Genomic DNA, 26,871 nt, shown 5'->3' on the forward strand with positions numbered 1-26,871 from the left:
AGAAGCTGTTCCAGGCGGTTCCGGTGGTGGTGTGGCCGCCGAAGTCGAGGAAGATCTTGTAGGGCGAGCTGGCCTGGCTGTGCAGCTTGAAGGTGTCGCCATAGCTGACCAGGCCGCCCACAGGCGTGTCGGTCAGCGACACCGTCGCCTCGATCATCCCGGCCGTCGCGGAAGGCCCCTTCGGCAGCGTGGCGGCGGAAGCGGGCTGGTTGTTCGTGACGATCAGCGCCGGGACGCCGCAGGCGCCGCAGCCACAGCCCAGCAGATGCGATGCGACGGGCTGGTAGGCCATGACGCTGGTGGCCTGGAAGGCGCTGCCGGGCGCGGTATCGGCCGGAACGGCGATGGTCGCCTCGGCCCTGAGAAGGCCGTCACCCCAGTCTCCGGCGTGATGCGAGAAGTCCTGCGCCGTATCGAAATAGGACAGGATATCGGCCGGTTTCCGGTCTTCCGGCAGCGTGCGCCAGAAGCCCGTGTTGGCAGATAAACGCAACATCCTCACCTCGTGTCGGCTCGGCGGCTGCCGCCTTTCATGTCAGCCCAATGAGGTTTTTTGGACGGGTCTATCTTTTGCGCCAATCTCTTATCGCATCGTGAATCGTGTCTGCGGGCGCTTCGGGTCCTCTTTACGAACGCTTCACCATTGGCGCCTGCGCTCGTCCCGGCGCCGCGCACGGCCGCGTCGGGTGCGATCGCCGGGAAACGGGCTGGAATGCTGGTTGCCGAAGCCGGCCTCCGGTCGGGGCATGTAGGCATCCGGGGCCACGCGCTGCATCGGCGGCCTGGCCAGGGCGTCACCACCGTGCGCTCACCACCGGGCGCCACGCTGAATCGGCGGCCTTTGCATCGCCAGCCCGGAGGCTGGCCTGCCCAGAACCAAGGGGCGACCCCGCCGCGGCGCTGAATCGGCGGCCCTGCAGGCCTGGCAGTCCACAGCCGCGCCGCCGTGCCGCTGCATGGCGGCCGCGCCCTATAGGAGGAAGGAGTCTAGGACTCCTATAGGTATGGGCCGCGGATTCAGCGTGGATAACGGGCCCCTAGGCCGCGGATTCAGCGTGGTGCCGGGCTGCCCAGGCCGCGGATTCAGCGTGGCCACGCCGCCGATTCAGCGTGGACAAAGCGCAGCGCCTGCGCGCCAGGCCGCCGATTCAGCGCCACGCCGCCTAAGCGGGCAGTTACTTTGCCTTTCTCATCGCCGCCGCCGGACGCCGCCCCCACCCCATGGCCGAGATCCATCGCCAGCTCCTGCTCTTCGGCGCCGCCGAGCTCCGCCGCACGGCCGCCGGCATTCCCGACCGGGCCGGCCGGCGGCGGGAGCTGGACCGCATCGCGGCGGCCAGCGCCGTGCTCGGCGAGCCGGCCGAGGACGACCTGGCCTTCTCCCATTCCGGCCTGTGCCAGACCTGCCTGCCGCATGCCCGGCCGGCCAGCAACGACCTGATCTGGGAACGCAGCTCCGGCCGCTTCCACCTGATGGTCAGCCCCGGCGTCATGCGCGGCGCCGGCGGCCGCGCCACCCGCGTGGGCGTGCCCTACGGCACCCGCGCCCGGCTGATCATGATCTTCCTGCAGACCGAGGGCGTGCGCAGCCGCACCGTCAGCCTCGGCCCCAGCATGTCGGCCTGGATCCGCTCGCTCGGCCTGCCGGTCACCGGCGGGCCGCGCGGCACCATCGCGGCGATCCGCGAGCAGTCGCTGCGCATCGCCCGCTGCGAGTTCACCCTGCAATGGAACACCCGCGCCGAGGACGGTGCGAGCGAGACCATCATCCGCGACCAGCGCCTGGTCGCCGGCCTCTCGCTCTGGCACGGGCAGGAGGAGGGCAACGGCACGCGCTGGCAGGCGACCGTGGAGCTGACGCGCGAATTCCACGAGCACCTGCGCGAGCACGCCGTGCCGCTGGTGCGCGATGCCATCGCGCATCTGAAGGACAACTCGCTCGGCCTCGACCTCTACACGCTGCTGGCCTACCGGCTGCAGCGGCTGGAGCAGCCGCTGCTGCTGCGCTGGCAGGCGCTGGCGGCGCAGGTCGGGTCGGAAACCGGCCGCACCTCCCACCTCGCGCAGCGGGTGCGGGCGGTGCTGCCGGACGTGCTGGCAGTGTATCCGGACGCGCAGGTGGAGGTGGTGCGGCACGGGCTGCGCCTGCTGCCCTCCCGCTCGCCGGTGCCGCGCAGCCTGGTGCAGGGGCTGCGGGTGGTGGAGGGCGGGACGCCCCCGGGCCCGCGCGGTCGCCGGCCGCGCTGAGCCGCGCCGGCATCGGCACCCCATGCGCCGCAGCGGCCCCGTGGCGAATTTTAACGCTCTGTCGTAACCAATCCCATATCCTGCTCTGGCGCCTTTGGCCGCCAGAACGGCCGCCCCCCTGCCTTCGATCACTGCCACCACGCAGGGGAGACCACCTGGATCGCAACCGCACGGCGCCATGCCGCCGGGCGAACCGGCTGTTCGGCACGCCTTTCCCGCCGCGGCATGCGCCCGGGTGCTGACTATCCGGCAACCCGTCTCGACAATGGCGCGCATTGCTTCAGAGATACTTGCGTTTAGGTTCACTATCCGGCACCAGACCGCTCCCGGACAGGATGGGAAGCTAAACATGCGGACCCCCCGCGGCCTGCACGACACCAGCCCTTGCCCGGCCTGCCGCCGGCTGGCCCTGGCGCGCCGCCGGTGACCCCGTCCTCCACCCTGCCCGTGCCGGCAGCCACGCTGCGCCCCGCCTCCGCCTGGACGGCGACGCTTGCCCTGATCGGGCTCGGGCTTGCCGCCATTGGCGGGCTGTTCTGGCGCGAGGCCACCGCCGCCGTCCGGGTCTGGGATGCCTCGGCCACCTACAATCATTGCTGGCTGGTGCTGCCGATCGCCGCCTGGCTGGCCTGGTCCCGGCGCGGCCGGCTGGCCAGCCTTACCCCGCAGCCCCTGCCCTGGGCGGCGCTGCTCGCGCTGCCGGCCGGCCTCGCCTGGCTGGCGGCGGAGCGGCTGGGCATCATGGAGGGCCGGCAATTCGCCGCCCTTGGCATGGTCTATGTGCTGGCCCTGGCGGTGCTGGGCTGGCGGGTCTGCCGCGCCATGGCGGCGCCGCTGCTCTACCTGGTCTTCCTGGTGCCCTTCGGCGCCTTCACCGTGCCGGCGCTGCAGCGGATCACCGCCTGGCTGATCGAGATCGGCCTGCAGATCACCGGCGTGCCGCACTACATCGACGCCCTGGTGATCGAGACGCCGGCCGGCGCCTTCCTGGTGGCCGAGGCCTGCGCCGGCCTGCGCTTCCTGATCGCCACCCTCGCCTTCGGCGCGCTCTATGCCTTCGTCATGTTCCGCAGCCCCGGGCGGCGGCTGGCGGTGATGGCGCTGGCCCTGGTGGTGCCGATCATCGCCAACGGGCTGCGCGCCTTCGGCATCGTGCTGCTGGGCCAGTATCTCGGCAGCGCCGAGGCGGCGGCCGCCGACCACATCCTTTATGGCTGGATCTTCTTCTCCATCGTCCTGCTGCTGCTGATCCTGGCCGGCCTGCCCTTCCGGGAGGATGGCGCGCCCGAGCCGCGCCGGCCGGCTCCGGCCGGCCTGATGCCGCCCCGCCCGGCGGCGCTGGCCCTCGCCGCCCTGCTCGTGGTCGGGTTCGCCGCGGCCGGCCCGGCGGCAGGGCTGACGCTGCAGCAGGCTGGCGCCCGCCCCCCCGCCCGCATCGCCCTGCCCCTCGCGGTGCCGGAGGCCTGCGAACCGGGGACGGATGCCGCCCTGCTCTGCGGCGGCATCGTCGCCACGGCCCAGGCCATCGCCTTCCCGGCACAGATGACCTGGGCCGCCGTCGCGGCCGAGCGGGCCCGGCTGACCGGCACGGACGACACCGACATCCTCTCCACGATCCGGGTTCCCGGCGGCGGCACCTGGCAGGTGCGTCAGTCGCGCGACAGCGGGATGACCGTCGCGGTGGCCACCTGGCTGAACGGGCGCCAGGCCGCCAGCGGGCTGCAGAGCCGCGCCGAGCAGGCCTGGAACAGCCTGGGTGCCGGCCGGGGCGCGCCGGTGCTGGTCGCCGTCACGCTGCGGCCGGAGCAGCCGGGCCCGCAGCACATCCCGCGCCAGCGGGAGTTGGTGGAGGCGCTGCTGCAGGCCGATGGGCCGAGGATCGCGGCGCGCGCGGCGGCGCTGTCGGCAGGGCACTGAAGCCGGCCGCCCCGAGGCACGACGCCGCTCCATGACCAGGAAGCGGCAGCGGATCGCGGAGCATCACCCCGCCCACCAGCCGATGATCCGGGACGGCTTGCGGCGGCACGGGCCCGCGATGCCTCCCGCATGGGCCGACGATGCAGGCGCGGCACGGCATTCAGGCCTGAACGCTGGACGAGGCAGGCCGATCGGAATGCGGGGCGCGTCCGGCGCCGTCAGCCCGCCGCCAGTTCCGCGATCACCCGCCGCGCCTTGGCGGCATAGGCGCCGCGGTCGAAGCGCCAGCTGCCAACGAAATGCAGCAGGTCCGCCTTGGCGGGATCGACGCTTTCGTCGAAGCAGGCATAGCGGGGCCAGGGCAGCACCACGCCGCCCGGCGCATTGGCGACCAGGTAATTCGACGCCGTCTGCTCGGTGCCCCAGTCCGACCAGCGGGCGCCGAGCAGCCCCTGCATCGCATTCGAATAGGCCACCGCCGCCGCGCGCGTGTAGAGCCCGCGGGGAAAGCCGGCAAAGCCGGCCGAGCCGCGGACATAGCGCCGCCCGCCTGCATCCGGCGGCAGTTGCGGCAGCGCCTGCTCGATCCGCGTCTGCAGGTACTTCGGGTCGAGCTGCGCGACCAGCGCCGCCGCCTCCTCGAGGCTCACGATGCCCATGCCCTGGCCGGAGTTCAGCGTGAAGGCGGTGTTGCCGGCGACGGCCGACATCACCTCGGGTATCGGGCCGGAGGTCAGGATGTCGCTGTCGAGCTGCACCACATAGCTGTCGGCGCTGAGGTCGAGGATGTAGAGCAGCCTTTCCCAGCAGCCGCCGCGCGGGCAGGGATCGGTGCGGATGCTGTCGAGACGCATGATCTCCAGCCCCTCGACATGCTGCGCGAGCAGCGCCTTGTCGGTGGCGGTGAGCGAGCCGTCGTCCATGACGATCACCTGCCCGCCCGGCAGGTGCCGATAGAAGCTCTTGATCGAGAGCAGGTACATCCGCAGGTGCTCGGTCCGCACCATGCTGACGACGCGGATCGGCGCGGTGCGGAGGCGCAGCGGCGGCGTGCGCAGGATGCCGCGGCACTGCCAGTCGAAGCGCTTGACCGCAAGCGTGCGGCGGAGGTCGTTGAACATCGCTGCTTCCAGTCGGCCCCGGTGATGCCGGCCATCGCGCCGTCCGCGCCGCCGCGCGGCGCTCCTAGCATCGGTGGCCGGCGCGTGGAACCTTTCCATGAATTTCGCCGTGCCAGATTGCACGGAGGTTGAAGATCGTCCGGCCCTGGGATACAGCCTGACTGCTCCGCAACCTGGAATGGCAGTTCGCCGCGTGGCGTTAATGAATCCTTTGCGGCTTCCTGTTTCCTCGCAGTCGCACGACCAGAATGGTGGCAGCCCCGACATGAGCGCGGAAATCCGGGACTACCTTGCGCAGTTCAGGGGGCAGGACATCCTGTACCTGCCCAATCCCGGCAATGCCGGGGACAGCGTGATGTCGTCCGCCACCTATCAGCTGCTGGACGCCGCGGGCGCCCGCTGGCGCGTGCCGCATCTCGGGACGCTCGATCCGGCGGGGCAGGTCATCCTCTATGGCGGCGGCGGCAACCTGTACGAGGTCGGCCGGCACGCCTACCGCACGCTCGAGCGGATCCACGCCCGGGCAAAGCACCTGACCATCCTGCCGCACACCATCAAGGACGTGGATCCGCTGCTGGACCAGTTCGGCGGCAACGTCACAGTCATCTGCCGTGAGCCGGTGAGCTACGACTATGTCCGCGGCCGCGGCGGCCGCTACCAGACCCTGCTGATGCCGGACCTGGCCTTCGCGCTGGACGTGGAACGGCTGCTGAGCGGGCGGGACCGCTTCAGCGCGCCGCTGATGCTGGCCGACTTCCTGCTCAGCAAGACCCTGCGCCGCAACGGCCACACCAGCTTCGACAACGTCAAGCGCTACCTGAACCCGGGCCCGGTCGCGGCGCGGCTGCGCGGCCGCGCGCCGGGCGGCGTGCTGAACTGCTTCCGCCTGGACGGGGAGGCGACCGACATCGCCATCCCGCCCGACAACATCGACCTGCCGATCGTCTTCATGTACGGCGTCTCGCCGGCGCCGGTGGCGCACCATGCCGCGCGCTCCCTGCTCTCGACGCTCAAGAGCTTCGACGAGATCCGCACCAACCGGCTGCATGTCGCGATCTCGGCGGCGCTGGTCGGCACGAAGACGCAGCTCTTCGCTAACAACTACTACAAGATCCGGGCGATCTACGATTTCTCCATGCGGGGCCGCTACCCGCATGTCACCTGGATGGGCTGAGCCACCCGATGCCCGAGGGCGGCACCCCCCACGCCCAGCCCCAGGCCGGTTCCCAGGCGGGCCCCATGGCCGGCCTGGTGCTGCGCGGCGCCATCCTGATGGTGCTGCTGCGCTTCGCCATCCGCGCCATCGGCCTCGTCTCCGTCCTCATCACCGCGCGGCTGCTGACGCCAGCGGATTTCGGCGTCATCGGCACGGCCAGCATCGTCATCGGCTTCTTCGCCCTGCTGCAGAGCATCGGCCTGGGCGATGCCCTGGTGCGGCTGCGGCGGATGGATGCGGGGCATGTCCACACCGCCTGGACGCTGAACCTGCTGGTCGGCCTGCTGGTGACGGTGGGCATCTTCCTCAGCGCGCCGCTCGCCGCCCGCTGGCTGGGAGAGCCGGCGCTGACCGGCGTGCTGCACTGGATGGCCTTCACGCCCACCCTGAACGCCCTGGTCAGCCCCGGCACCACCACCTTCCTGCGCGACTTCGCCTTCCGCAAGGAGTTCCGGCTGAAGGTCTTCCAGAAGGTCGTCGTCGTCGTGGCGACCGTCCTCGGCGCTTGGTTGACCGGGAATTACTGGGGCCTGGTCTGGGGCGGCATGGCGGGCACGGTGGTCTATGTGGTCGCCAGCTACGTCTCCTACCCCTATTGGCCGCGCCTAGCGCTGTCACGCCTGCCGGACCTGCTCGGCTTCTCCTTCTGGACGCTGGTGCAGAGCATCGCGACCTATGTCGCGGTGGTGGCCGACGAGGTGATCGTGCGGCGGCTGATGCCGACCGAGCTCTTCGGCCTCTACCACACCAGCCGCGACCTCTCCCGCACCATGGTGGCGGAGCTGGTGGCGCCGGCTGCCTCGGCGCTGCTGCCCGGCCTCGCACGGCTGCAGGAGGAACCGGCGCGCTTCGCCCGCGCGGCGAAGGAAGCGGTGGGCGCCGGGGTCATCGTCGCGGTCGCCGCCGGGCTCGGCGTCTCGGCCACCGCCACCGAGATCACCGGCCTGCTGCTCGGCGCCAAATGGACCGGGGCGGCGCCCTTCCTGGCCTTCACCGCCATCGGCGTCGCCGGCCAGACAGTGGCCGGCCTGCATCGCAGCATCCTCGCCGCGCTCGACAAGCAGCACTGGTCGGCCATGCTCTGGGGCCTGCGCGGGACGGTGCTGGTCGTGGGCTGCGGCACTGCGGGGATGATGGGCGATGCGCTGCTGGTGGCGGAGACCTATGCCACCCTGTCCGTGCTGCTGACCCTGCTGGACTACGGCATCATCTTCACGGCGCTGAAGCGGCCGGGCGTGCTGCCGGCCATCTTCCTCCGCCCCGCCATCGCCGGCCTCGCCATGCTGGGGGCGCTGATGCTGCTGCCGGCGGACCTGCCGCTGCTGCTGTCGGCGCCGCTGAAAGTGGCGCTCGGCGCCCTGGTCTATGGCCTGGTGCTGCTCGGCGCCTGGTGGGCCATGGGACGGCCGGAGGGCGCGGAGACGGCGCTGCTGCACCGCCTGCCGCCCCGCCTCGCCACCCCGCTGCTGCGGCGCCGCCGGCCCGCCTGACCGATCCCCTGACAGGAATGCCCCGATGCTGAAGCCGCTGAAACGGGCCGTGCTGCTGGCCATGCTCAGCCCGCTTGCCCGCAGCGTGATGCGGGAAAGGCTGACCATGCTCGGCGCGCGCAAGATGCTGCGGCTGGAACGCGCGGCAACAACGCTGCGGCGGCGCGGCGTGGCGGGCGACTTCGTCGAGTTCGGCCTCGCCCTCGGCGGCTCCGGCATCCTGCTGGCGCGGCATGCGCGGCGCGATGGCCGGCAATTCCACGGCTTCGACGTCTTCGGGATGATCCCGCCACCCACCTCGGAGAAGGACGACGCGACGTCGAAGGCGCGCTACGAGGAGATCGCGGCCGGCAAGTCCAAGGGCATCGGCGACGACATTTATTACGGCTACCTGCCCAACCTGTTCGACGTGGTGAGCGGGTCCTTCGCCCGGCACGGCGTGCCGGTGGATGGCCAGGCGGTGGTGCTGCACAAGGGGCTTTTCGAGGAGACGCTGCCCCACTACGCCAACCGCCCCGTCGCGCTCGCCCATGTCGATTGCGACTGGTACGACCCGGCGAAGCTGGTGCTGACCACGCTGGCGGACCGCGTCCCGTCCGGCGGCGTCATCATCATGGACGACTACCACGCCTATGGCGGCGCCCGCACCGCCACCGAGGAATTCCTGCGCGAACGCGACGATTATGCGCTGGAGGACGGCGACAACGTCATCCTGCGGCGGCGATAAGGTCCGCCCGCAGCGGGGCGGGAGCGCCCGGCCGCCTTCACCCGGCCGGGGCAGCCTGCCGCAGGCCTATGCTCCCACCGGCTCCGCCGCGGCGGGCACCACGGCCTCCTGACCCGCCAGGAAGCCCTCCAGCACCAGCAGTTGCCAGATTGCCTGGGCATGGTCGAAGCGACCGGAGGCATGCTCCTCCGCCAGTCGCGCCAGCGCCGCAGTGTCGAACAGGCCGCTGTCGGCCATCGCGCCACCGGCCAAGCGCGCCCGCACCGTCGCCGCCTGGGTGCGGAACTGGTCGCCGATGCGGTCGGCGAAGCCGCGCTTCTTGCCCCAGAGCAGCTCGGCCGGCAGCAGCGGCCCCATCGCCTCCCGCAGCACATACTTGCCCACGCCGTCGCGCAGCTTCAGCGCGGCCGGCAGCGCCATGCCCCATTCCACCAGCTCGTGGTCCAGGATCGGCGGCCGCAACTCCAGCGAGACGGCCATGCTGGCGCGGTCCGTCTTCACCAGGATGTCGCCCGGCAGGTAGGTGTGCAGGTCGGCATACTGCGCCTGCAGCAGCCCGTCGCGCTCGTCGCACTCGCCCATCAGCGCGACGAAGCGCGCCGCGGGATCATGCCCGTCGAGCGCCGTGCGCAGCGGCGCGGCATAGAACCCGCGCCGGCGCGCATCCTCGATCTTGCAGGCGGTGCGGTAGTAGCCCAACGCGGAATCCAGGCTGATCTCGGTCAGCGTCGTCTTGGCGCGCAGCCAACGCGGCGCGCGGTCGAGCTTGGGGTAGATCGCCGCCAGGCCGCCGATCACATGCTTCCGCACCGGCGTCGGAAAGACCTGCCGCGCCGCCTCGGCCAGCGCATGGAAGCGGTAGCGCCGGTAGCCGGCGAAGACCTCGTCGCCGCCATCGCCCGACAGCGCGACGGTCACATGCCGCCGTGCCAGCCGGCAGACCATCAGCGTCGGCACGGCCGAATGGTCGCCATAGGGCTCGCCGAAGATGCGCGCCTGCTCCCGCGCCGCGGCGACATAGTCGACGCTGCCGGCCTCGGCATGCGCGGCGAGGCCGAGGCGCGCCGCCAGTGCCGCGGCGGCCGGCCGCTCGTCCTCGGATCCCTCGAAGCCGATGGTGAAGGTGGCCAGCGGGCCGGTCCCGGCCTCGGCCACCGCCCGCGCGGCGCAGGCGACGACGGCGCTGGAATCGACGCCGCCCGAGAGGAAGGCGCCGAGCGGCACGTCGGACATCAGCTGCGCCCGCACCGCGGCATCCAGCCGCCGGTGCAGCTCGGTCGCCGCATCGGCGGGCGCCGCGGCCATCGGCGTGGTGGGCGGCCGCCAGTAGCGGCGCGGCGCCGGCAGCGCCGGCTCGCCGGTCTTCAGCAGCAGGAAATGTCCGGCCGGCAGGCGGCGGATGCCGCTGTAGATGGTCGCCGGATCCGGCACGTAGCCAAGCGCGAGGTAGTCATCCAGCGCCGCGGGATCGAGCCGGCGCGGCATGCCGGGCAGCGCCAGCAGCCCCGCCATCTCCGAGGCGAAGGCGAAGGTCCCGTCCGGCAGCGTGCCGTAGAGCAGCGGCTTCTCGCCCAGCCGGTCGCGCGCCAGCAGCAGCTCGCCGCGCTCGCGGTCCCACAGGCCGAAGGCGAACATGCCCTTGGCGCGGTCCAGCAGGCCGAGGCCCCATTCCCGCCAGCCATGCAGCAGGGATTCGGTGTCGGACCGCGTGCGGAAGCGGTGGCCGGCCGCCTCCAGGTCCCGCCGCAGGGCGGCGTAGTTGTAGATCTCGCCGTTGAAGCAGACGGTGACGGCGCCATCCTCGGTCGCCATGGGCTGGGCGCCGCCCGCGAGGTCCACGATCGAGAGGCGGCGATGGCCGAAGCCGCAATGCGGCTCGGCATGGAAGCCTTCCCCGTCCGGGCCGCGATGGGCGATCGCATCGGTCATGCGGCGCAGCAGCCCGGCCTCGGGCGGCAGGGGCCGGGTGGGGTGGAACAGCCCTACGATGCCGCACATGACCGGGCACTCCTCTCGGCCAGGGGGAGAACCACCTGATGTCGGATGTCGGACTCCCTGGCAACCATGGAGTGAGTCGCCAGGAAATGATCATGCCCGCCATGGCACGGAGGGCGCGGCCGGAACTTCCACCCAGGGCGGGGACCGGCAGCGTGCCGGCACGACCCCGATACCGGCAGGACGGAAGAGGGGAAGGCCATCCGCATGCACCGCACCGACGCGCCGGACCGCCTGGCCAGGCTGCGCCACGGCGCGCCAGCGGCCGGGGACCGCCTGTCCTGGCCCGTTGCCGCCCTGGTCATCGCCCTGGTCTCGGTGACGCTCTGGGGGATGATCGCCCTGGGCCTGCGCAGCCTCATCGGATAGTGCTGCCGGGCACCAGGCCCGGCCGGCCGACGCGCAGCCAGGCCACCACCTCCTCCAGCCCCGCCCGCAGCCCGCGCGGCGCGCCGGGCCCGAGCAATGCCCGCAGCCGCGTGGCATCGCCGAGGGAGTGGCGGATTTCGCCGGCCCGCGGCGGCCGCTGACGGATCTCCGCCGGCACGCCGCAGGCGGCGGCGATGGTCTCGGCCAGTTCCCGCACCGAGGTGGCGCGGCCGGTGCAGACATTCAGCACCGGCGCCTCGACCGAGGCCTGCGCCATGCCGGCGAGCAGCGCCGCGACCACGTCCGAGACATGGACGAAGTCGCGCGTCTGGCCGCCATCGCCGAAGATGTCCACGCCCTCGCCCCGGCTGAAGCGGTCGCAGAAGATCGAGATCACGCCGGAATAGGGCGAGCGCGGGTCCTGCCTGGGCCCGAAGACGTTGAAGAAGCGGAAGCCCATGCTCGGGATGCCGTGCACCAGGCCGCCGACCAGGGCGTGCTGCTCGCAGCCCAGCTTGTCCGCGCCATAGGCCGAGAGCGGGCGCTTCGGCGCATCCTCCGTGATCGGCAGCACCGCTTGGTCGCCGTAGACGGCGGCCGAGGAGGCGTAGACGAAGGGCAGCTTCCGCAGCCGTGCCGCGTCCAGCATGGCGATGGTGCCGGACAGGTTGGCGCGGTGGGTGCCCGGCCAGTCCTGCACCCCGCGCTCGACGGAGGCGATGGCGGCAAGGTGGAAGATCCCGTCCACGCCGGCGATCGCGTCCCGCACCGCGGCATGGTCGGCGACGTCGCCGCGCACCAGTTCGGCGCCCGGGGCGAGATTCGCCAGCGAGCCGGTCGAGAGGTCGTCCAGCACCCGCACGCCGTCGCCACGCGCCCGCAGCGCGGCCGAGAGATGCGAGCCGATGAAGCCGCAGCCGCCGGTGACGAGGTAGAGGGGCATGCCTGTCGGGCTCCGGTCAGGTGGCGCGCGGCGCCGCCGCGGCGATGCAGCGTGGCTGGCGGGCGGGAATGCGGGGCATGCCGCGCGGCACGATGTTGTGCTGCGGCATGCGGGCGAAGACCTGTTGCTGGATATAGGGCGCGCCGGAGCCGGCCAGCCAAGTATAGGCCTGCTTCGCCTCCTCGAGGTCGAAGATCTCGATCATCAGCGCCAGGGAGAGCAGTCCGAGCCGGGCATATTCCCCGTTGCTCTGCGCCCAGCCATCGCCGTTCGAGGTGCCGCGGTCCTGCGTCGCCTTGCCAATTTCGGCCCAGGTCTTGAAGGGCTTCGCCGGCGGCTCCGGGAATTGCGGCAGCGGCGTCGGGAACAGCGCCAGGGTGTAGTTCACCGAGTCATGCCGCGGCAGCCCCTTCGCCTCGGCATGGAAGCGCCCGACGATGAAATTCGTCATCCAGGACAGGATGGCGCGGGCATCCTCGCCGCCGCGCCGCGCCGATGCCGCGGCGGTGGAGGCGAAGTAGTCCTGCTGCCAGGGCGAGATGCTCGGGTTGTAGCCGAAGCCGGTCCACAGGATGTAGCCGTGCACATCGCCCTGCAGCGCGGTCCAGTCCGGCAGCTTGGCGCGGATCCAGCCCCAGTTCGCCGCCTCCACCTCCCGCAGATAGGCGCGGTGCGGATCGTCGTCCGGGGCGATCCAGGCGGCCTCGCCGACCTGCCGCATGCTCCAGGCGGCGGTGCGGAGCTGGCGGTTCTTGACGATGTTGATGCCGCGGATCGGCCCCTGTTCGTCATAGCCGCGGTTGGCCGGCCAGTTCTCCAGCACGTTCCAGCAGCCCTGCGCCGTCAGGTTGTCGAGGAAGGCGCGCCGGCCGGTCAGCAGGAAGGGCAGGTAGGACAGGTTCGGCTGGTGCGAGGGGATCGTGCCCCAGTTGCCGCCGCGGTTGGACGTGCCCGACCCGAAGGGCTGCAGCAGCCCGCGCGGCGGCCGGCCGCCGCGCCCGTCCACCCACAGCTCCGGCCAGCGCCGCTCGTCCATCCAGCCGCCGCGGCCCTCGGCGCCGCCCGCCGGGTCCCAGAAATGCCAGGGCACGGCGCCGGCCGCCTCCGCCTGGTCGACCGCATGCGCCGCCGCCCGCGGGTCGCCGCTGATCAGCCAGGCCGCCTGCCACATGGTGGTCTGGCCGAGATCGGGGCGGGCGCCGGGCGCGCCCATCTTCTGCTCGATGCCGCGATTGCCGAGCGGCTGCGCCCAGGCCGGCTGCGCCTGCGCCTGCGCCATGCGCTGCAGGCTCGCCTCGTCCACGCCGGTGCTCAGGTCGTAGCGGGCGACGGCCGCGGTCTCGGCGAGGTAGGCAGGGTCGTGCCGCACCAGGGGCGGGGTCGCTGCGGCGTCGCCGCCCGCCCGGCTGCCCAGCAGCCGGCCCCAGCCGCTGTACTGCCAGTGCCGCAGCGGTTCGGCGACACGCAGCGCCTCCCGCCCGTCCAGCATCAGCCGCATGCGATAGGTGGCCGCGCCGCCATTCGGCCGCATGGCGATGTCGTTGCGCAGCCAGCAATCGACCCAGAGCGAGCCATCGGCCCGCGCCGCGATGTCGGCCACCAGGCGCAGGGAGGCGCTGCCCGCCGCCGCGGCCGGAACCGGCGCGGCGACGCGGACCTGGGTGACGAGCGGCCCGGACTGCCAGGGCCGGCCGCCCACCGCCTGGGCCAGCGCCAGCAGGTCGGCGCGCCAGGGCTCGCCACCTTCCGCCGGCGCCACCTCCAGCACCGCGCTGCGGCCGGCGAAGGCCGTGCCGAGGGCGAGCGGCCCGCCCGCCGCCTCTCCCACCGCCAGCATCACGCCGGCCCGCGCGCCCGGCCGCAGCGCCGGGGCAGCCAGCGAGACCACGCCGAAGCGGACGGAGCCGTCGGGATGGCGGGTCTGGACATCGAGCTGTGCCGGCAGCGGCCGGCCATCCGCGGCCAGCCGGGCAGTGAGCCCGGCCCCGCGCGGCAGGTCGCCCACGCGGAAGGCCTGGCCGAAGACCACCACGGTGGCGGCGGGCGAGCCGCCCTCCAGCCCCTCCAGCACCAATCCGACCAAGTCGCCGGGCTGGCCGGGGCAGGGTACCGGCACCGGCATGACGACGGCCGGCATGCCACCTGCCGCCTGCGGCGGTGGCCGGCGCTGCGCCGGCTGGGCCCGCGCCGCGGCCGGTCCCTCCGGCCGGTCGCCGCAGCCCGCCAGCGTGGCGCCCAGCAGGCCCAGCGCGGCGCGCCGGCCGAGCGGCAGCGGCCCCTCCCCGTCTCCGTTCATCGTCCCACCACCTGCCGGAACAGGGCAAGCTGCCCCGCCGTCGTCTCCTCCCAGCCATGCCGCTCGGCATGGGCGCGGGTCGCGGCGCGGTCGGGCGGCGCGGCCAGCAGCCGGCGCACGCCCGCGGCGATGGCGGCGGGCGTCGCGTCCTTCAGCACCATCCCGGCCTCGGGAGCCGAGACCGCCTCCTGCATGCCCCAGGCCGGCGTCGCCACCACCGGCGTGCCGCAGGCCATGGATTCCAGCAGGACATTGGCCCAGCCCTCGCGGCTGGAGGCGAGCACCATCACATCGGCCGCGGCATAGAGAGCGGGCAGGCGGGCATGCGGCACCGCGCCCAGCAGCCGCACGCGGTCGGTCAGGCCGAGCCGCTCGACCAGCGCCTGCAGCGCCGGCCGCTCCGGTCCTTCGCCGGCGATCAGCAGGGCATGGCCGGGCAGGTCGCGCAGCGCCTCGATGGTCAGGTGGTGGCGCTTGCGCTCGATCAGCAGCCCGACCGAGAGAAGCGTCGGCCCGGCGAGGCCAAGCTCCGCCCGCAGCGCCGCGCGGTCGCCGGTCGGGCGGAAAAGGTCGAGGTCGACGCCGTTGCGCAGCACCGTCACCTTCTCCTCCGGCGCGCCGAGCGCGACGAGACCGCGCGCGAGGTCGGCACTGACCGCGACCAGCGCATCGGCGCGGGCGATGGCGTCGCGGATCAGCCGGCCGGGGATGGCGTAGTGCGGCAGCTGGCTGGTGTCGGAGCCGCGGGCAGTGATGACCACCGGCAGATTGAATTCCCGCCCCAGCCGTACCGCCGCGACGCCGTCCGGATAGAGGTAGTGGGCATCGATGGCATCGAAGTGGTGGCCATCCGCCAGCAACTGCCGCAGCGCCCGCCGCGCCACGGCGAGCAGCGCGAAGGGGTTGGCATACATGCCGATGCCGGGCGCCGCGACGAAGCGCGGATGATGCACGGTCAGGCCGTGCCGTTCCTCCCGCGCCGGGACCGCGGCGCGCGGCGGGGTGCGCAGCGGAAACCAGGGCACGGGGGCAAGGACGGTGCTCTCAGCCGCCCCGCCGGCGACCAGATGCCGCAGCCGGTTCTCGACGAAGACGCCATGGTTGGGCTGCGCGGCGTTCGGGTAGAGCGTGCTGAAGGTCAGCAGGCGGAGCAGCCGGGTCCCGCCCCCGGCGGCCGATGCCGGGCTCGGGCGGGGGGGCGTCGTCATCGCGCATGTCGAAGGGCGACCAGTATCGCCCGACGATGCCGGGGAAGGCGACCCAGGCACAGAGCCAGGCGACCCCGATGAGCATGGCGAGGTAGTAGAATCCCTGCATGCGATGTCTCCTGCGGCCGGGCCGGTCACGTCAGTGCCCCGGGCCCGGTGGTGCGCGGCGCCCCGGCCCCCTGCAGCCCCGGCAGGGCCGGTCGGCGCCAGCCGGGGGCGGCCAGCGCTGCTGGTTGCGGCAGCACCGGAGCGCCCTGCCGCACGGCCTGCACCGCCAGCGCATGCGCCGCCGCCACGATGACCATCAACGTCCAGTAGACGTCCCAGTAGGACAGGGACAGGAAGGTGCCGCCGGAGAGATAGGCGACGATCGAGACCTGCATCATCCGGCCGAGATCGCCTGCCCAGGCGAGGTCCGGCCGGCCGCGTGCCAGCCGCATCAGCCGCCAGGAATACCAGCCGCCCGCCGCGGTCAGGCCGAGCCAGGCGAGGAAGGTCGGGAAGCCGTGCTCGCCCAGCACCTCGAAATAGATGCTGTGCACCGCCCGCGCGGTGACGCCCGGGGCGACGCGGTTCACGATCTCCTGGAAATAGGGGCCGCGGAAGCCGGCGCCGGTCAGCGGCCGGTCAAGCGCCAGCTTCCAGGACGCTTCCCAGATCCGGATGCGGCCGACCGCCGAGGCATCCTGCTCGTAGGTCGAGATGGTGTTCATCCGGTCGACCCAGCTCTGCGGCATGAAGCTGATGGTGCCGGCGATGCAGGCGGCGATCAGCACGCCGCTGACGATCTTGCCGCGGCCGCGCAGCCAGAAGATCACCGCGGTGGCCGCCAGCGCGATCAGCGCGCCGCGCGACTGGCTGCCGAGCGCCGAGACCACCATCAGCCCCATGGCCGCCACCAGCCCGAGCCGCACGATGCGGTGCGCCGAATGCATGCGCAGCCAGTTCATCAGCGGCACGGCGACCAGCAGCGCGACCGCCAGGTGGTTGCGGTCCGCGATCATGCTGTCCGGCGGGCCGAGCACGCGGAAGCCGCCGCCCGTCATCAAGGTGAAGATACCGCCCTTCACGCCGTAGTAGCCGAGCGAGATGACGATCAGCCAGACCATGGTATGGATGCGCTGCCGGCTGGTCAGCAGGCAGGCCACCAGGATGGCGCCGGCGATGGTCTTCATCATCCGGTCCCACATCTTCCAGGTGACCGGCCCGGGCGCGAGGGTGGTGAGGGACGTGAAGGTGAACAGCGCCGCCAGCAGCAGCAGCAGCACGGTCACCGCGTTCAGCGCGAAGCGCTTCGGCTCGCGCGCGATCAGGCAGCCCAGCAGCGTCGCCAGGAAGATGACCATGGCGTAGGGCTGGTTGGTGGCGAAGCCCCACACCTCGCGGTGCGGGCTCATGAAGGAGATCCAGGCCCAGAGCAGCGCCCCGACGAAGGGCAGCGCCGCCGCCATGGGCAGCAGCACCGCGAAGAACGCCAGGAAGACGTAGCTGCGCATGGCCCGTGCTCAGCGCCCGGCGCGCAGCTCGGCCAGCAGGCGCTCCGCCTGCGCCCGTTCGGGGAAGGCGGCATTGCCGGCCAGCGCGGGCTCCAGCACCCGGACCGCCTCGGCCCGCTCGCCGGCGGTGCGCAGCGCGCTCGCCAGCCTGAAGGCCTTGGCCGGGTCGGACTGGCCCTGGGGCTGCGCGGCTACCGCCTGGCGCAGCAGCACCAGCGCCCGCTGCGTGTCGCCGCCGCGCGCCAGGATCCAGCCGAAGGTGTCGGCGGTATCGGAGTTCGGCAGCAGGAAATAGGCCCGCTCGGCCATGCCGCGGGCACGCCCCAGCTCCGCCTCGCCGCCGCGCTCGGCCATCAGCCAGGCGAGGTTGTTCAGCGCCACCGCATTGTCCGGCGCGCGCTCCACCACGGTCAGCAGCCGCCGCTCGGCATCGGCATTGCGGCCAGCCTGCAGGTCGAACTGCGCCCGCAGGTTCAGCGCCTCGGCATCCTCCGGCGCGCCAGCCAACCAGCGGTCGATCGCCGCCATCGCGGCCGGCAGGTCGCCCGCCGCCTGCCAGGACGCGGCCTCCCGCTGTGCCAGGACGGAGCTTTCGGCTCTCGCCCGCATGGCGGCGAAGGCGCGCGCCGCATCGGCCGGACGCCGCGCCGCCAGCAGCAGGTCGCCGCGCAGCAGCAGGGAGGCTGGGCGGGCCGCGTCGCTGTCGGCAAGCCGGTCGGCCAGGACGAGCGCGGTGTCGAGGCCGCCCGATTGCTGGGCGAGGCTGATCGCCAGCCCCTGCATTGCCGGATTGGCCGGATCGAGCCGCAGGCCCTCCTGCACCAGCGCCTCGGCGCTGCGGGCATTGCCGGCCCGGAGCAGCAGGGCGACGAGCTGCCGGCGCGCCGGGATGGAGGAGGCGTCCTCGGCCAGCGCCAGCCGCGCCGCCTCCTCGGCCTCTGCCCATTGCTCGAGCGCGGCATGCGCCTGGCTGCGGGCGAGCGGCAGCGCCACGCCCTGGTTCGGGCGGCGCAACGCTTCGGTGTTCAGCACGGCGACCGCCTTCGCCGGGTCCCGCCCCAGGGCAAGGGAGCTGGCCAGGGCGATGGCGAGCATGGGCTCGGTCGGGGCGGCAGCCTGCGCCCGCTCCAGCACCGCCCGGGCGGTGGCAGCCCGCGGGCCGCCGGCGGCGATGGTCGCGGCCAACCGGCCGAGCGCCTCCGGATGGCTCGGCGCCCGCGCCAGGACCTCGCCGAGCAGCCGCTCGGCCTCCTCCGGCTGGCCCTGCGCGGTGGCGACGCGGGCGAGGCCGAGCCGCGCCCCGACGCTGTCGGGGAAGGCGCGCAGCACCATCTCGAAGGATGTGCGGGCGCCCGCCACGTCGAAGCGCGCCAGCTTCAGCAGTCCCTCCAGCGTACCGGCGGGCTCGCCCCGGCGCTGCTCCGGCGTCAGCCGCTCCCACTCCGCCTGGGCGGTGGTGACGTCGCCGCGCGTCAGCGCGGCGATCGCCATCAGCTCCCGCGCCCCGGCCTGGTCGGGGGCGAGGCGGAGGGATTCCTCCGCCGCCCGCTGCGTGCCGGCGGCATCGCCGGCGGCCAGCCGCGCCGCCGCCAGCCGGGCCTGGATGCCGCCATCCGCCGGCGCCAGCTGCGCCGCCTGCTGGAAGGCCTGCACCGCCTCGCGCGGGCGGCCGGAACCGGCATGGATGCGGCCGAGGATGTCGAACGCTTCGGCATCCGCCGCGCCGCGCTGCACGAGGCGGGTCAGCGTCGCCGCCGCGTCGCCCGGGCGATTGCCCTCGATCTGCAGGGTCGCCAGCAGCTTCGCGCCGCGCGGATCCTCCGGCCGGCGGGCGTTGTAGCGCTGCGCCGCGTCCTCGGCCTGGCCGGCCTGGTTCAGCGCCCGCTTCACGCTGGCCAGCAGCAGCAGGCCGTCCGGAATGTTGGGCAGGACAGAGCTCAGGCGCTGCAGCGTCTCGTCCGCTGCGCGCCAGTCCTGCGCCCGGGCCTGCAGCACGGCGGTGAGATAGACGCCCTGCACGCTGCCAGGCTGCACGCGGAGCGCCGCGTCGACGTCCTGCTTCGCCCGCGCATCCTCGCCGCTGCGCAGCAGTATCTCGGCCCGCAGCAGCCGCGCGGCGAGGTTGCCCGGCGCCGCCGTCAGCAGGCGGCCGAGCGTCTCCAGCCCGGCCGGCGTCTCGCCGCGCTCGAGCTGGAAGGCGGCCTTGCGCAGCAGAGCCTCGGCCCGGGTCGGGTCGGCCGCCAGGGCGCGGTCGATCGCCGCCTCCGACGCCGCTCGGTCATTGTCGGCAAGCGCGAGGCCGGCGGTCGCCAGGTGGGTCTCGATCGCATTCGGCGCCAGGCGCTGGGCGGCCGCGACCGCGGCGCGACCGGCATCGCGTTCGCCGAGCGCGAGATGCGCCAGCGCCCGGCCGACCGCGACCTGGCCGGCGACGGCCGGCTGCTGCGGGTTCTCCGGCAGCGGGAAGTCGCGCAGGATCTCGCGGAAGCGACCGCGCGCGGCATAGACGCGGATCAGCAGCGCGGTCGCCGCCGGCGCGTCATAGCCGTTCTCCAGCGCGGCGCGCGCCTCGCGCTCGGCGGTGTCGAGGTCGCCGAGCTCCATGCTGATCTGGGCGAGGCCGGCCCGCACCACGCCGTTCTGCGGTTCGGCCCGCACCGCGTTGCGATACTCGATCTGCGCGGCGCGCAGGTCGCCCCGCGCCTCCGCCGCGCGGGCGCGCTGCAGCGGCTGCGCGCTGGCCGCCCCGGCGCCGAGCCCGAGGGCGATGGTGGCGGCGAGCAGCAGGGTGGTCTTCCGGGGCGGCTTGGCCATGGGGCGGCTCCGCTAGACGGTGTCGGGTTCGGCAATGGCCAGGGAGCCGTCGGGCTTCTGGCGGGCGGCCGCAAGGCCGTGGGTCTCGAGCAGGCTGTAGAGGGTCGGGCGGCTGATGCCCAGCAGGCGCGCGGCGCCGGCCAGGCTGCCGCCGCTGCGCCCGAGTGCGCGCTCGATCGCCTCGCGCTCGGCCCGCGTGCGGGCGGCGCGCAGGTCGAGGTCGGCATCCTCGGCCACCGTGGCCGGGGCCGGGGCGATCTCCAGATCCTCGATCCCGACCAGCGGGCCTTCGGTCATCAGGACGGCGCGGCGGACGCGGTTCTCGAGCTCGCGCACATTGCCGGGCCAGCGATGCGCCGCGATCGCCTCGGCCGCCGCGGCGTCGAAGCCGCGCAGCCGCCGCCCATGCTCCCGCGCGAAGCGGGCAAGGAAGTAGCGCGCCAGCAGCACGGCATCGCCGCCGCGGTCGCGCAGCGGCGGGATCCGCACCGTCATGGCGTTCAGGCGATAGAGCAGGTCGCCGCGGAAGCGGCCGGTCTCGGCCTGCTCCTCCAGCGGCTGGTTGGTCGCCGAGACGACGCGGACATCCACCTTGATCGGGCTGCGGCCGCCGATCCGCTCCACCACCTGGTCCTGCAGGAAGCGCAGCAGCTTGGCCTGCAGCAGCACCGGCATCTCGCCGATCTCGTCGAGGAAGAGCGTGCCGCCGCTGGCCAGCTCGATCTTGCCCTGGACCTGCCGCACCGCGCCGGTGAAGGCGCCCTTCTCATGGCCGAACAGCTCGCTTTCGAGCAGGTTTTCCGGAATTGCGGCGCAGTTCAGCGCGATGAAGGGCTTCGCCGCGCGCGGGCCCAGCTCGTGCAGGGCACGGGCCAGCGCTTCCTTGCCGGTGCCGCTCTCGCCCAGCAGCAGGACGGGGACGGAGACGCCGGCCAGCCGCTCCACCGTGCGGCAGATCTTCAGCATGCCGTCGTCGGCGGTGATGATGCCCTGTATGGCGGAGTTGCGCGGCGCGGCGGCGAGGCGCTGATTCTCCTCCTCCAGCTCGCGCAGGCGCAGCGCCCGCTCGACCACGGTGCGCAGCACCGCGACATCCACCGGCTTCTCGCAGAAGTCGTAGGCGCCGAGCGCGATGGCGCGCAGCGCATTCTCCCGCTGGCCCTGGCCGCTGGCGACCACCACCGGCAGGGTGGGCGAGAGGCCGCGCAGCAGCTCGAGCGTGGCGAAGCCCTCGCTCACCCCCTCGGCGTCCGGCGGCAGGCCGAGGTCGAGCAGCACGGCATCCGGCTGGTCGCGCCGCGCCGCCGCCTCGGCCGCGCGGCGGTCATTGGCGATCAGCACGCGGCAGGCGGGGAAGGCCCAGCGATACTGCGCGCAGAGACCGGGATCGTCCTCGACGACCAGGAGCTTCGGCTTGGTCATGCGGCCCCCCGCTCCGGCAGGGCAATGGGCGGAGCCGGCGCACGGGCCGGCAGCAGCAGCCGCATGGTGGTGCCGGCGCCGGGGCGGCTGACCACGGCAAGATCGCCGCCCGCCTCGCGCAGCAGCTCCCGCGCCTGCCAGGCGCCGATGCCGCTGCCCCGGCGCTTCGAGGTGCTGAGCGGCCGGAACAGCTCGTCACGGATGAATTCCGGCGTCATGCCGGGACCGCGATCCACGACCTCGACCACCACCTGCCGCCCCTCGGCCAGCACGCGGATCCGCACCGGCTCCCCGGCCGGGGAGGCGTCCGCGGCATTGTTCATCAGATGTCCCACGGCGCTATCGAAGCGTGCCGGCGCAATGGCCGCCAGCGGTCCGGTGCCTTCACCTTCGACCTGCACCGGATAGGGTCGGCCGGCGGCGAGCACGCGCAGCCGCTCGAGCGGCGCGACCGTCGCCGCCTCCTCCGCCACTGCCGCCACGGGCACGTCGCCGGGCTGGCCGAGCCGGTGGATGAGGGCGTCGATGCGCGTTGCCGCGGCGCGGACGGTCAGCAGCATGTCGTGCTGGAATTCGGGGTCGGCCAGGTTGTCCTCGGCATTGGCGAGCAGGAGGGAGAGCTGGCTGGAGACGGTCTTCACGTCATGCGCGACGAAGGCGAAGCGCTTGGCGTAGTCCTGCAGGCGCCGCTCATCCACCAGGCGCTCCGCGGCGCGACGTTCGGCCAGGAACATTGCCACTTCGTGACCGAGGGTGCGCAGCAGCTCCCGCACCTCCCGGTCCAGCTTGAAGGGCGCGCGCGGCGGCGCCAGCAGCACGGCGCCCGCCAGCCCGTCCCGCCCATGCGGCAGCGGGACCGCCAGCCAGAGCGAGCCATAGGCCCGGACCAGCGGCCGCACCGCCGGATCGGCGGGGTCGAGTTCCAGCACCGCTTCCCCCGCCCCGAGCAGGCCGAGGAAGGGATCGCCCGTCGGCAGGTCGAGATGCTCGGCCGGCAGGTTCCAGGACCCGGCCCAGCGCAGCCCCCCCTCCCCCGGGTCGCGCCGCAGCAACAGCCCGGCCGGGCTGTCCACCGCATCGGCGATGGCGCGGATCGACCGCCGTTCCGCCGAGACGCGGCCGTGCGGGGCATGGTCGTCGCCAGCCGAGAGCACCTCGACGCAGCGAAGCCATTCGCGGCGGTAGTCGTAGCGGGCGGTGAAGAAGTGGTCGACCACCAGGGACCGCAGATAGGATCGCACGCTGCGCGAGCTGGCGGCCGCCAGCAGCCCGATCAGCGCCGCCGCCAGCAGGCTGGCCTGGGCGGTGGCGCCCCATTCCACGTCGAAGCGGCGCAGCCCTTCCCCCAGCGCGCCGACCGCCAGCAGGAAGGCGCCGGCGACGACCAGCGTCGCACCGTGGAAGACCACCTGGCGGGACACCGGCGGGTCGCGCCGCCAGCGCCCGTCCCGCACCGCGGCAATCGCCAGCAGGGGCGTGATGAGGGCGGTGAGCGCCGCCCGGCTGTCCAGCAGCACGAAGGAGAAGCCGCGGGTCAGCGCCGCATCGGCATAGAGCAGCACGTCATAGGCCGAGAGGCCGCCGAGGGCGATGGCCGGGAGGCCGACATGCCAGCGCTCCGCCTCGTCGGCGGTGCGGAACAGGTTTTCGGCGGTCAGCACCACCAGCAGCGGCAGGGTGAGGCGGGCCAGCAGCACGGCGGGGCCGAGCTCCTCGGCGAGCGGTCCGGCCACCGGCCGCAGCAGGGCCAGGCCGGCGATGCCGGCGGCGAGCAGCGCAGCGCCGAGGAAGATGCGGGCCAGGCGGCGGGCGCGGTCCCCGGCGATGCGGCGGAAGAGGAAGAGAAGGACGCCGAGCCAGACCAGCCAGCGCAGGATCTCGAGCCAGCCGGCGAGGCCGAGCAGCGGTTCCTTCGGCGCCAGGGCGACGGCGCCGGCCCAGAGCGCGGCGACGCCGCAGGCGGCGGCCAGCAGATGGGCAGCGCGGCCACGCCCGGTGGAAAGCACCAGGACGGTCCAGGCGAGGCAGACCGCAGCCGCGCCGGCATGCAGCGGCACCGAGGCCGCGGTCACGTCACCGGCGGCGGGAGGGCCGGGGCGGCGGGCGGCCGGGTCCTCACCGCGAGCCCTCCTGGAACAGCACCACGCGCACCGTCGCGACCAGGATCAGCAGGTCGAGGAACAGGCTCCGGCGGCGCACATAGTACAGGTCGTAGGCCAGCTTCATCCGCGCATCCTCCACGGATGCACCGTATGGATAGTTAACCTGCGCCCAGCCGGTGATGCCGGGCTTCACGACCGCCCGGTCGTGGTAGTGCGGGATCTGCCCGCCAAGCGTCTCGACGAAGGCCGGCCGCTCCGGACGGGGCCCGACGAAGGCCATGTCGCCGCGCAGCACGTTCAGCACCTGCGGGATCTCGTCGATGCGGGTGAGGCGGATGAGGCGGCCGACCCGGGTGACGCGGGAGTCGCGCTTGCTGGCCCAGACCGGGGCGCCGGCCTTCTCCGCATCGGCAACCATGCTGCGGAACTTGAACAGCATGAAGACGCGGCCGCCGCGGCCCACCCTGTCCTGCCGGTAGAAGACCGGCCCCGGGCTGTCCAGCTTGATCGCCAGCGCGGTCAGCAGCAGCAGCGGCAGGGTGGCGAGGACGAGGACGGTGCCCAGCAGGATGTCGAAGCCGCGGCGGAAGCCGGCCTCCAGCAGGCTTTCCCGCAGCGCATTGGACCGGGCGAGCCAGGCTTCCGGCAGGCGCTCCACATCCACCCGGGCCAGCTGGTGCTCGAGGAACTCGCCCTCCTCCAGAAGGCGGATGCCGGCGGCTTCGCAGCGGCGGCGCAGCGGCACCGGCACGCCGGTGCCGTCCGGCAGGATAACGCCCCAGATCCGGGCCGCCCGCAGCCGCGCCGGGTCCAGCCATTGCCCGAGTGGCGCCCCGGCCTCGACCTCGACCTCCTCCGCGATCTCGAAGCTGCCCTGGCGGGCGATGACGGCATTGAGGCGGAGCAGGTCTGCTCCGGCACCGTCCGCCCGCAGCACGGCGAGCCGGCGGCGCAGCATCCCGCGGCGGCGCGCGGCGGTGAAGCCGAGCCGGGTGGTGACCAGGGCGCCGACGAAGGCGACCGGTACCGCGACGAGATGGCCGCGCAGCCCATCCGCCGGTCCCAGCAGCGCAAGCAGCGGCAACAGCACCACCAGCAGCAGGCTGGCCACCGCGAGGTTGGCGAGGAGCTGACGCAGGCGGCCGAAGGCTTCCGGCCGGTAGAGGCCGGCAGCCCCGCCGATCAGCCCGGCGATGACCGCCGTGGCGATGGCGAGCACCCCGCCCTGTCCAACCGGGATGCCCCCCTGCCAAGCCAGGAGGGCGGAAACGGCCAGGAAGCAAATAAGTGCGTCAGCGATATAGAGCAGCAGCAGGTCCGACCGGACGCTGTGTCCGAACAGGCTCGTCATACCCCATTCCTCAACCTGACGTTCAAATCGGGACGAAGGCCCCACCGGGACCTGGACGTTTACAGACCATTAACTTTGAGGCTCTTATACCAAAGGTTGAAAAAGGTTCAACTCAAACGAAACCGAAATTTTTGGAGCCGGTGTGCAAATTTAACGAAACCGTGCGCATCGAAGGAACCAAAACGTAACAATATCGCGGTGCCCATCATCTGCCAGGGTGCATCGCCAGGCCCTCAGCGCCGCCGGACGGCCGCGATGCCGAGGCCGGCCAGGGCCAAGCCGAACAGCAGAAGGCTCCTCGGCTCCGGCACCGGGATCGGAGGCGGTAGCGGCGGCGGGGCGACGATGCTCAGCGTGCCGGACACCTCCCCGCCGGCGGCAGGTTGGATGAAGGCGAAGGTCGCCGTCATCGCCACCGGGTCGAAGCCGCCAAGGGCGCCCGCCGGGACGAACTGGCCGATCGCCAGGATCGTCACCCGGCGTTCCGCCGGATCGCCCCCGAGCAGGAGCGAGGCGGCCGAGACCTGCCCCAGGAAGCTGCCGAAACCGGCCGAGAACGTGGCGATGCCGCCCAGCACGACCGGGCCAAGGTTGAGGGCCTGGCCGTCCAGGCCGGCGAAATCACCGCTGCCGCTGGCGAGCAGCGCGAGGCCGGGGCTGCTGAACAGGGTCCCGGGACCGATCAGCGATGCGTCGGTGGAGAGACCGACCAGCATAACCGACCCGGTGCCGCCGACCGGCGCAGCCCCTGCCCCACCGAGCGGAAGGCCGGTCACCAGAATGACGGCCAGGAGCGGCGCAATCCTCATCAGGATTTTTCCGGGGCGGCGATCCTGCCGCAAGCGCTGTTCATCTCAGGGTTGTATCAACCGCGGTACTGCAACGCAATGATTCTGCTAGAGCAGATCCCGCTCAGGTGGCCTCACCTGAGCGGGTAAAGATGCTCGTCGATTCAAATGACTGGAGCAGACCGCGCCGCAGCAATCCATTTGATAATCAATGCTTTCGGCCTGACCGGTGACGACCATGCCCCCATGGGCGGGTGCCGCCGCCATCGGACCCGGCCGCCGAGGGCCGCGCCGGCCTTGGTCCGTTTTCGGAATGAACACCGATGGGGATCGGCCGGTCACGCCATGCGGGCGACAGGCCGCGCCGCATCGCCCGCCGGCCCGTCGCGGCCGGCCCATGGCATCGCCCTCGGGACGATGAATGGATCGAAGGCTGGACGAAGCGCTCGTTCGAACATGCCCTGCCTTCCTGGCCGGGCTGGGCGCTGGGGCAGGCGGTCAGAACCTGCCGTGCGATGCCTGCACGCCCGGCCGATCCCATGGCGGGCTGCCGGAGCAGCCTACCGGCTTGGCGTCCCGGCCTGGCTTCAGCCGGGCTGCCTTGCGGCGGCGGTCAGGCCTTGCGGCGGGCCATCAGGCCGAAGCCCGCCAGGCCCAGACCGAACAGGGCGAGGCTCATCGGCTCCGGCACCGGGACCGGCGGCGGGGGGGCCGGCGGCGCGGCGGCGCTGAAGGAGCCGGAAACGGAGGTGCTGCCGCCACCGGTCTGGGTGAAGGAGAAGGTCGCGCTCATCGCGTTGCCCAGATAGTTCCCGAGCACCCCCGCGGGGGTGAAGTTGCCGAGCGCATAGACGGTCACCGTCCGGCTGGTCGGCGTGCTCTGGGCGGAAAGGCTGGTGGAATCCACCAGGCCCACGAAGCTGCCGAAGCTGCCGGTGAAGGACACCGCGCTGTTCACCGTCGCCGTCACCGGGTTGAGGGTGAGGAGGGCGCTGATGGCCGGGATGAAGTCCCCCGTGGCGCCGCCGACGACCGAGAAGAGCGTGTTGGTGAAGGTCGTGCCGACATCGATCAGGCTGGTATTGACGCTGACGCCGACCACGGCGATGGCGGCCGTACCGGTGATCGGGATTGGCGAGGCCTGGGCGGTGGTGCCGAGGGTGACGGCCAGCGCGCCGGCGGCTGCGATCTGTGAGATTTTCATCAGCTGTTCCCCTGGCGAACGCTGCGGTGCCGCGCGGCCCTGTCCGGATTGGTCCGGTCAGGGTCAGGCGACCCGGACTTCGGCTGGCATGGTCCCCGGCTGTGCCGCGGCCCGCGCCGGCAAGGCATGGGGCGCCCCGGCTGGCGGGGCGCCCCTGTAAAGTAT

At 72.9% G+C, this 26,871-nt stretch carries 19 protein-coding genes; 6 read left to right on the top strand and 13 right to left on the bottom strand.

Translation table 11 applies throughout. The features are described 5' to 3' along the window. A partial coding sequence (locus E2C05_RS12285) for a hypothetical protein (protein WP_205082790.1) occupies positions 1-496 on the bottom strand: 496 nt, incomplete at its 3' end. 725 nt (positions 497-1,221) lie between these two features. Between E2C05_RS12285 and E2C05_RS12290 the strand changes: the two genes are divergently transcribed. Continuing rightward, the gene (locus E2C05_RS12290) at positions 1,222-2,247 is read left to right on the top strand and encodes a replication protein RepA (protein ID WP_133219929.1); all 1,026 of its coding nucleotides are present in this window, start codon (positions 1,222-1,224) and stop codon (positions 2,245-2,247) included. A 423-nt stretch (positions 2,248-2,670) separates the two neighbouring features. Then, positions 2,671-4,164 carry an exosortase A gene (xrtA, locus tag E2C05_RS35130; RefSeq protein WP_158292079.1) on the top strand — a complete coding sequence of 498 codons (1,494 nt, stop codon included), beginning with the start codon at positions 2,671-2,673 and terminating at the stop codon, positions 4,162-4,164. 218 nt (positions 4,165-4,382) lie between these two features. Here xrtA and E2C05_RS12300 read toward each other — a convergent pair whose 3' ends face one another. Beyond that, positions 4,383-5,285 (bottom strand): hypothetical protein, encoded by a 903-nt coding sequence (locus E2C05_RS12300; protein ID WP_133219931.1) that lies wholly within the window; start codon positions 5,283-5,285, stop codon positions 4,383-4,385. Between the two features lie 265 nt (positions 5,286-5,550). Here E2C05_RS12300 and E2C05_RS12305 point away from each other — a divergent pair, with 265 nt between their 5' ends. From E2C05_RS12305 to E2C05_RS12315, 3 genes are all read left to right on the top strand, one after another. Then, entirely contained in the window at positions 5,551-6,459 is a 909-nt protein-coding gene (locus E2C05_RS12305) for a hypothetical protein (RefSeq protein ID WP_133219932.1), read from the top strand. Positions 6,460-6,524: 65 nt separating this feature from the next. Further along, a complete protein-coding gene (locus E2C05_RS12310) occupies positions 6,525-7,991 on the top strand; it encodes an oligosaccharide flippase family protein (protein WP_158292080.1) in 1,467 nt (488 codons plus the stop codon). A gap of 25 nt (positions 7,992-8,016) precedes the next feature. Continuing rightward, positions 8,017-8,718, top strand: coding sequence for a TylF/MycF/NovP-related O-methyltransferase (locus E2C05_RS12315; protein ID WP_158292081.1), 702 nt, complete (start codon positions 8,017-8,019; stop codon positions 8,716-8,718). A 66-nt stretch (positions 8,719-8,784) separates the two neighbouring features. Here E2C05_RS12315 and asnB read toward each other — a convergent pair whose 3' ends face one another. After that, positions 8,785-10,716: an asparagine synthase (glutamine-hydrolyzing) gene (gene asnB, locus E2C05_RS12320; RefSeq protein ID WP_133219935.1), complete on the bottom strand. Its 1,932-nt coding sequence runs from the start codon at positions 10,714-10,716 to the stop codon at positions 8,785-8,787. Between the two features lie 204 nt (positions 10,717-10,920). Here asnB and E2C05_RS32965 point away from each other — a divergent pair, with 204 nt between their 5' ends. Then, positions 10,921-11,082, top strand: a complete 162-nt coding sequence (locus E2C05_RS32965) for a hypothetical protein (protein ID WP_158292082.1) — start codon at positions 10,921-10,923, stop codon at positions 11,080-11,082. Here the strand turns inward: E2C05_RS32965 and E2C05_RS12325 are convergent. From E2C05_RS12325 to E2C05_RS12370, 10 genes are all read right to left on the bottom strand, one after another. After that, positions 11,072-12,025: an NAD-dependent epimerase/dehydratase family protein gene (locus E2C05_RS12325; RefSeq protein WP_133219936.1), complete on the bottom strand. Its 954-nt coding sequence runs from the start codon at positions 12,023-12,025 to the stop codon at positions 11,072-11,074. The genes E2C05_RS32965 and E2C05_RS12325 overlap by 11 nt on opposite strands. Before the next feature lie 16 nt (positions 12,026-12,041). Further along, positions 12,042-14,321: a hypothetical protein gene (locus tag E2C05_RS12330; protein WP_133219937.1), complete on the bottom strand. Its 2,280-nt coding sequence runs from the start codon at positions 14,319-14,321 to the stop codon at positions 12,042-12,044. Further along, positions 14,318-15,529 (bottom strand): glycosyltransferase family 4 protein, encoded by a 1,212-nt coding sequence (locus E2C05_RS12335; protein WP_133219938.1) that lies wholly within the window; start codon positions 15,527-15,529, stop codon positions 14,318-14,320. Before E2C05_RS12335 ends, E2C05_RS12330 begins: the two co-directional genes overlap by 4 nt. A 134-nt stretch (positions 15,530-15,663) precedes the next feature. Next, complete coding sequence (locus tag E2C05_RS12340) at positions 15,664-17,025, bottom strand: putative O-glycosylation ligase, exosortase A system-associated (RefSeq protein WP_133219939.1); 1,362 nt, start codon at positions 17,023-17,025, stop codon at positions 15,664-15,666. Between the two features lie 9 nt (positions 17,026-17,034). Next, positions 17,035-19,839: an XrtA/PEP-CTERM system TPR-repeat protein PrsT gene (prsT, locus tag E2C05_RS12345; RefSeq protein ID WP_133219940.1), complete on the bottom strand. Its 2,805-nt coding sequence runs from the start codon at positions 19,837-19,839 to the stop codon at positions 17,035-17,037. 12 nt (positions 19,840-19,851) lie between these two features. Beyond that, the gene (gene prsR, locus E2C05_RS12350) at positions 19,852-21,261 is read right to left on the bottom strand and encodes a PEP-CTERM-box response regulator transcription factor (protein ID WP_133219941.1); all 1,410 of its coding nucleotides are present in this window, start codon (positions 21,259-21,261) and stop codon (positions 19,852-19,854) included. Then, positions 21,258-23,333 (bottom strand): XrtA/PEP-CTERM system histidine kinase PrsK, encoded by a 2,076-nt coding sequence (gene prsK / locus E2C05_RS12355; protein ID WP_133219942.1) that lies wholly within the window; start codon positions 23,331-23,333, stop codon positions 21,258-21,260. Before prsK ends, prsR begins: the two co-directional genes overlap by 4 nt. A gap of 43 nt (positions 23,334-23,376) precedes the next feature. Then, positions 23,377-24,714, bottom strand: coding sequence for an exopolysaccharide biosynthesis polyprenyl glycosylphosphotransferase (locus tag E2C05_RS12360; protein WP_133219943.1), 1,338 nt, complete (start codon positions 24,712-24,714; stop codon positions 23,377-23,379). 233 nt (positions 24,715-24,947) lie between these two features. Continuing rightward, positions 24,948-25,523, bottom strand: a complete 576-nt coding sequence (locus E2C05_RS12365; RefSeq protein ID WP_133219944.1) for a PEP-CTERM sorting domain-containing protein — start codon at positions 25,521-25,523, stop codon at positions 24,948-24,950. Positions 25,524-26,115: 592 nt separating this feature from the next. After that, entirely contained in the window at positions 26,116-26,706 is a 591-nt protein-coding gene (locus E2C05_RS12370; protein WP_133219945.1) for a PEP-CTERM sorting domain-containing protein, read from the bottom strand. Positions 26,707-26,871 lie beyond the last annotated feature (165 nt).

The organism is Paracraurococcus ruber (assembly GCF_004353985.1).
In the GTDB taxonomy this organism is placed as follows: Bacteria; Pseudomonadota; Alphaproteobacteria; order Acetobacterales; family Acetobacteraceae; genus Paracraurococcus; species Paracraurococcus ruber.

Coding starts and splice junctions, on each gene's coding strand:
- E2C05_RS12290 (WP_133219929.1), top strand. CDS start 1,222: ATGGCCGAGATCCATCGCCAGCTCCTGCTCTTCGGCGCCGCCGAGCTC.
- E2C05_RS12300 (WP_133219931.1), bottom strand. CDS start 5,285: ATGTTCAACGACCTCCGCCGCACGCTTGCGGTCAAGCGCTTCGACTGG.
- E2C05_RS12305 (WP_133219932.1), top strand. CDS start 5,551: ATGAGCGCGGAAATCCGGGACTACCTTGCGCAGTTCAGGGGGCAGGAC.
- E2C05_RS12310 (WP_158292080.1), top strand. CDS start 6,525: ATGGCCGGCCTGGTGCTGCGCGGCGCCATCCTGATGGTGCTGCTGCGC.
- E2C05_RS12315 (WP_158292081.1), top strand. CDS start 8,017: ATGCTGAAGCCGCTGAAACGGGCCGTGCTGCTGGCCATGCTCAGCCCG.
- asnB (WP_133219935.1), bottom strand. CDS start 10,716: ATGTGCGGCATCGTAGGGCTGTTCCACCCCACCCGGCCCCTGCCGCCC.
- E2C05_RS32965 (WP_158292082.1), top strand. CDS start 10,921: ATGCACCGCACCGACGCGCCGGACCGCCTGGCCAGGCTGCGCCACGGC.
- E2C05_RS12325 (WP_133219936.1), bottom strand. CDS start 12,025: ATGCCCCTCTACCTCGTCACCGGCGGCTGCGGCTTCATCGGCTCGCAT.
- E2C05_RS12330 (WP_133219937.1), bottom strand. CDS start 14,321: ATGAACGGAGACGGGGAGGGGCCGCTGCCGCTCGGCCGGCGCGCCGCG.
- E2C05_RS12335 (WP_133219938.1), bottom strand. CDS start 15,529: ATGACGACGCCCCCCCGCCCGAGCCCGGCATCGGCCGCCGGGGGCGGG.
- E2C05_RS12340 (WP_133219939.1), bottom strand. CDS start 17,025: ATGCGCAGCTACGTCTTCCTGGCGTTCTTCGCGGTGCTGCTGCCCATG.
- prsT (WP_133219940.1), bottom strand. CDS start 19,839: ATGGCCAAGCCGCCCCGGAAGACCACCCTGCTGCTCGCCGCCACCATC.
- prsR (WP_133219941.1), bottom strand. CDS start 21,261: ATGACCAAGCCGAAGCTCCTGGTCGTCGAGGACGATCCCGGTCTCTGC.
- E2C05_RS12360 (WP_133219943.1), bottom strand. CDS start 24,714: ATGACGAGCCTGTTCGGACACAGCGTCCGGTCGGACCTGCTGCTGCTC.
- E2C05_RS12365 (WP_133219944.1), bottom strand. CDS start 25,523: ATGAGGATTGCGCCGCTCCTGGCCGTCATTCTGGTGACCGGCCTTCCG.
- E2C05_RS12370 (WP_133219945.1), bottom strand. CDS start 26,706: ATGAAAATCTCACAGATCGCAGCCGCCGGCGCGCTGGCCGTCACCCTC.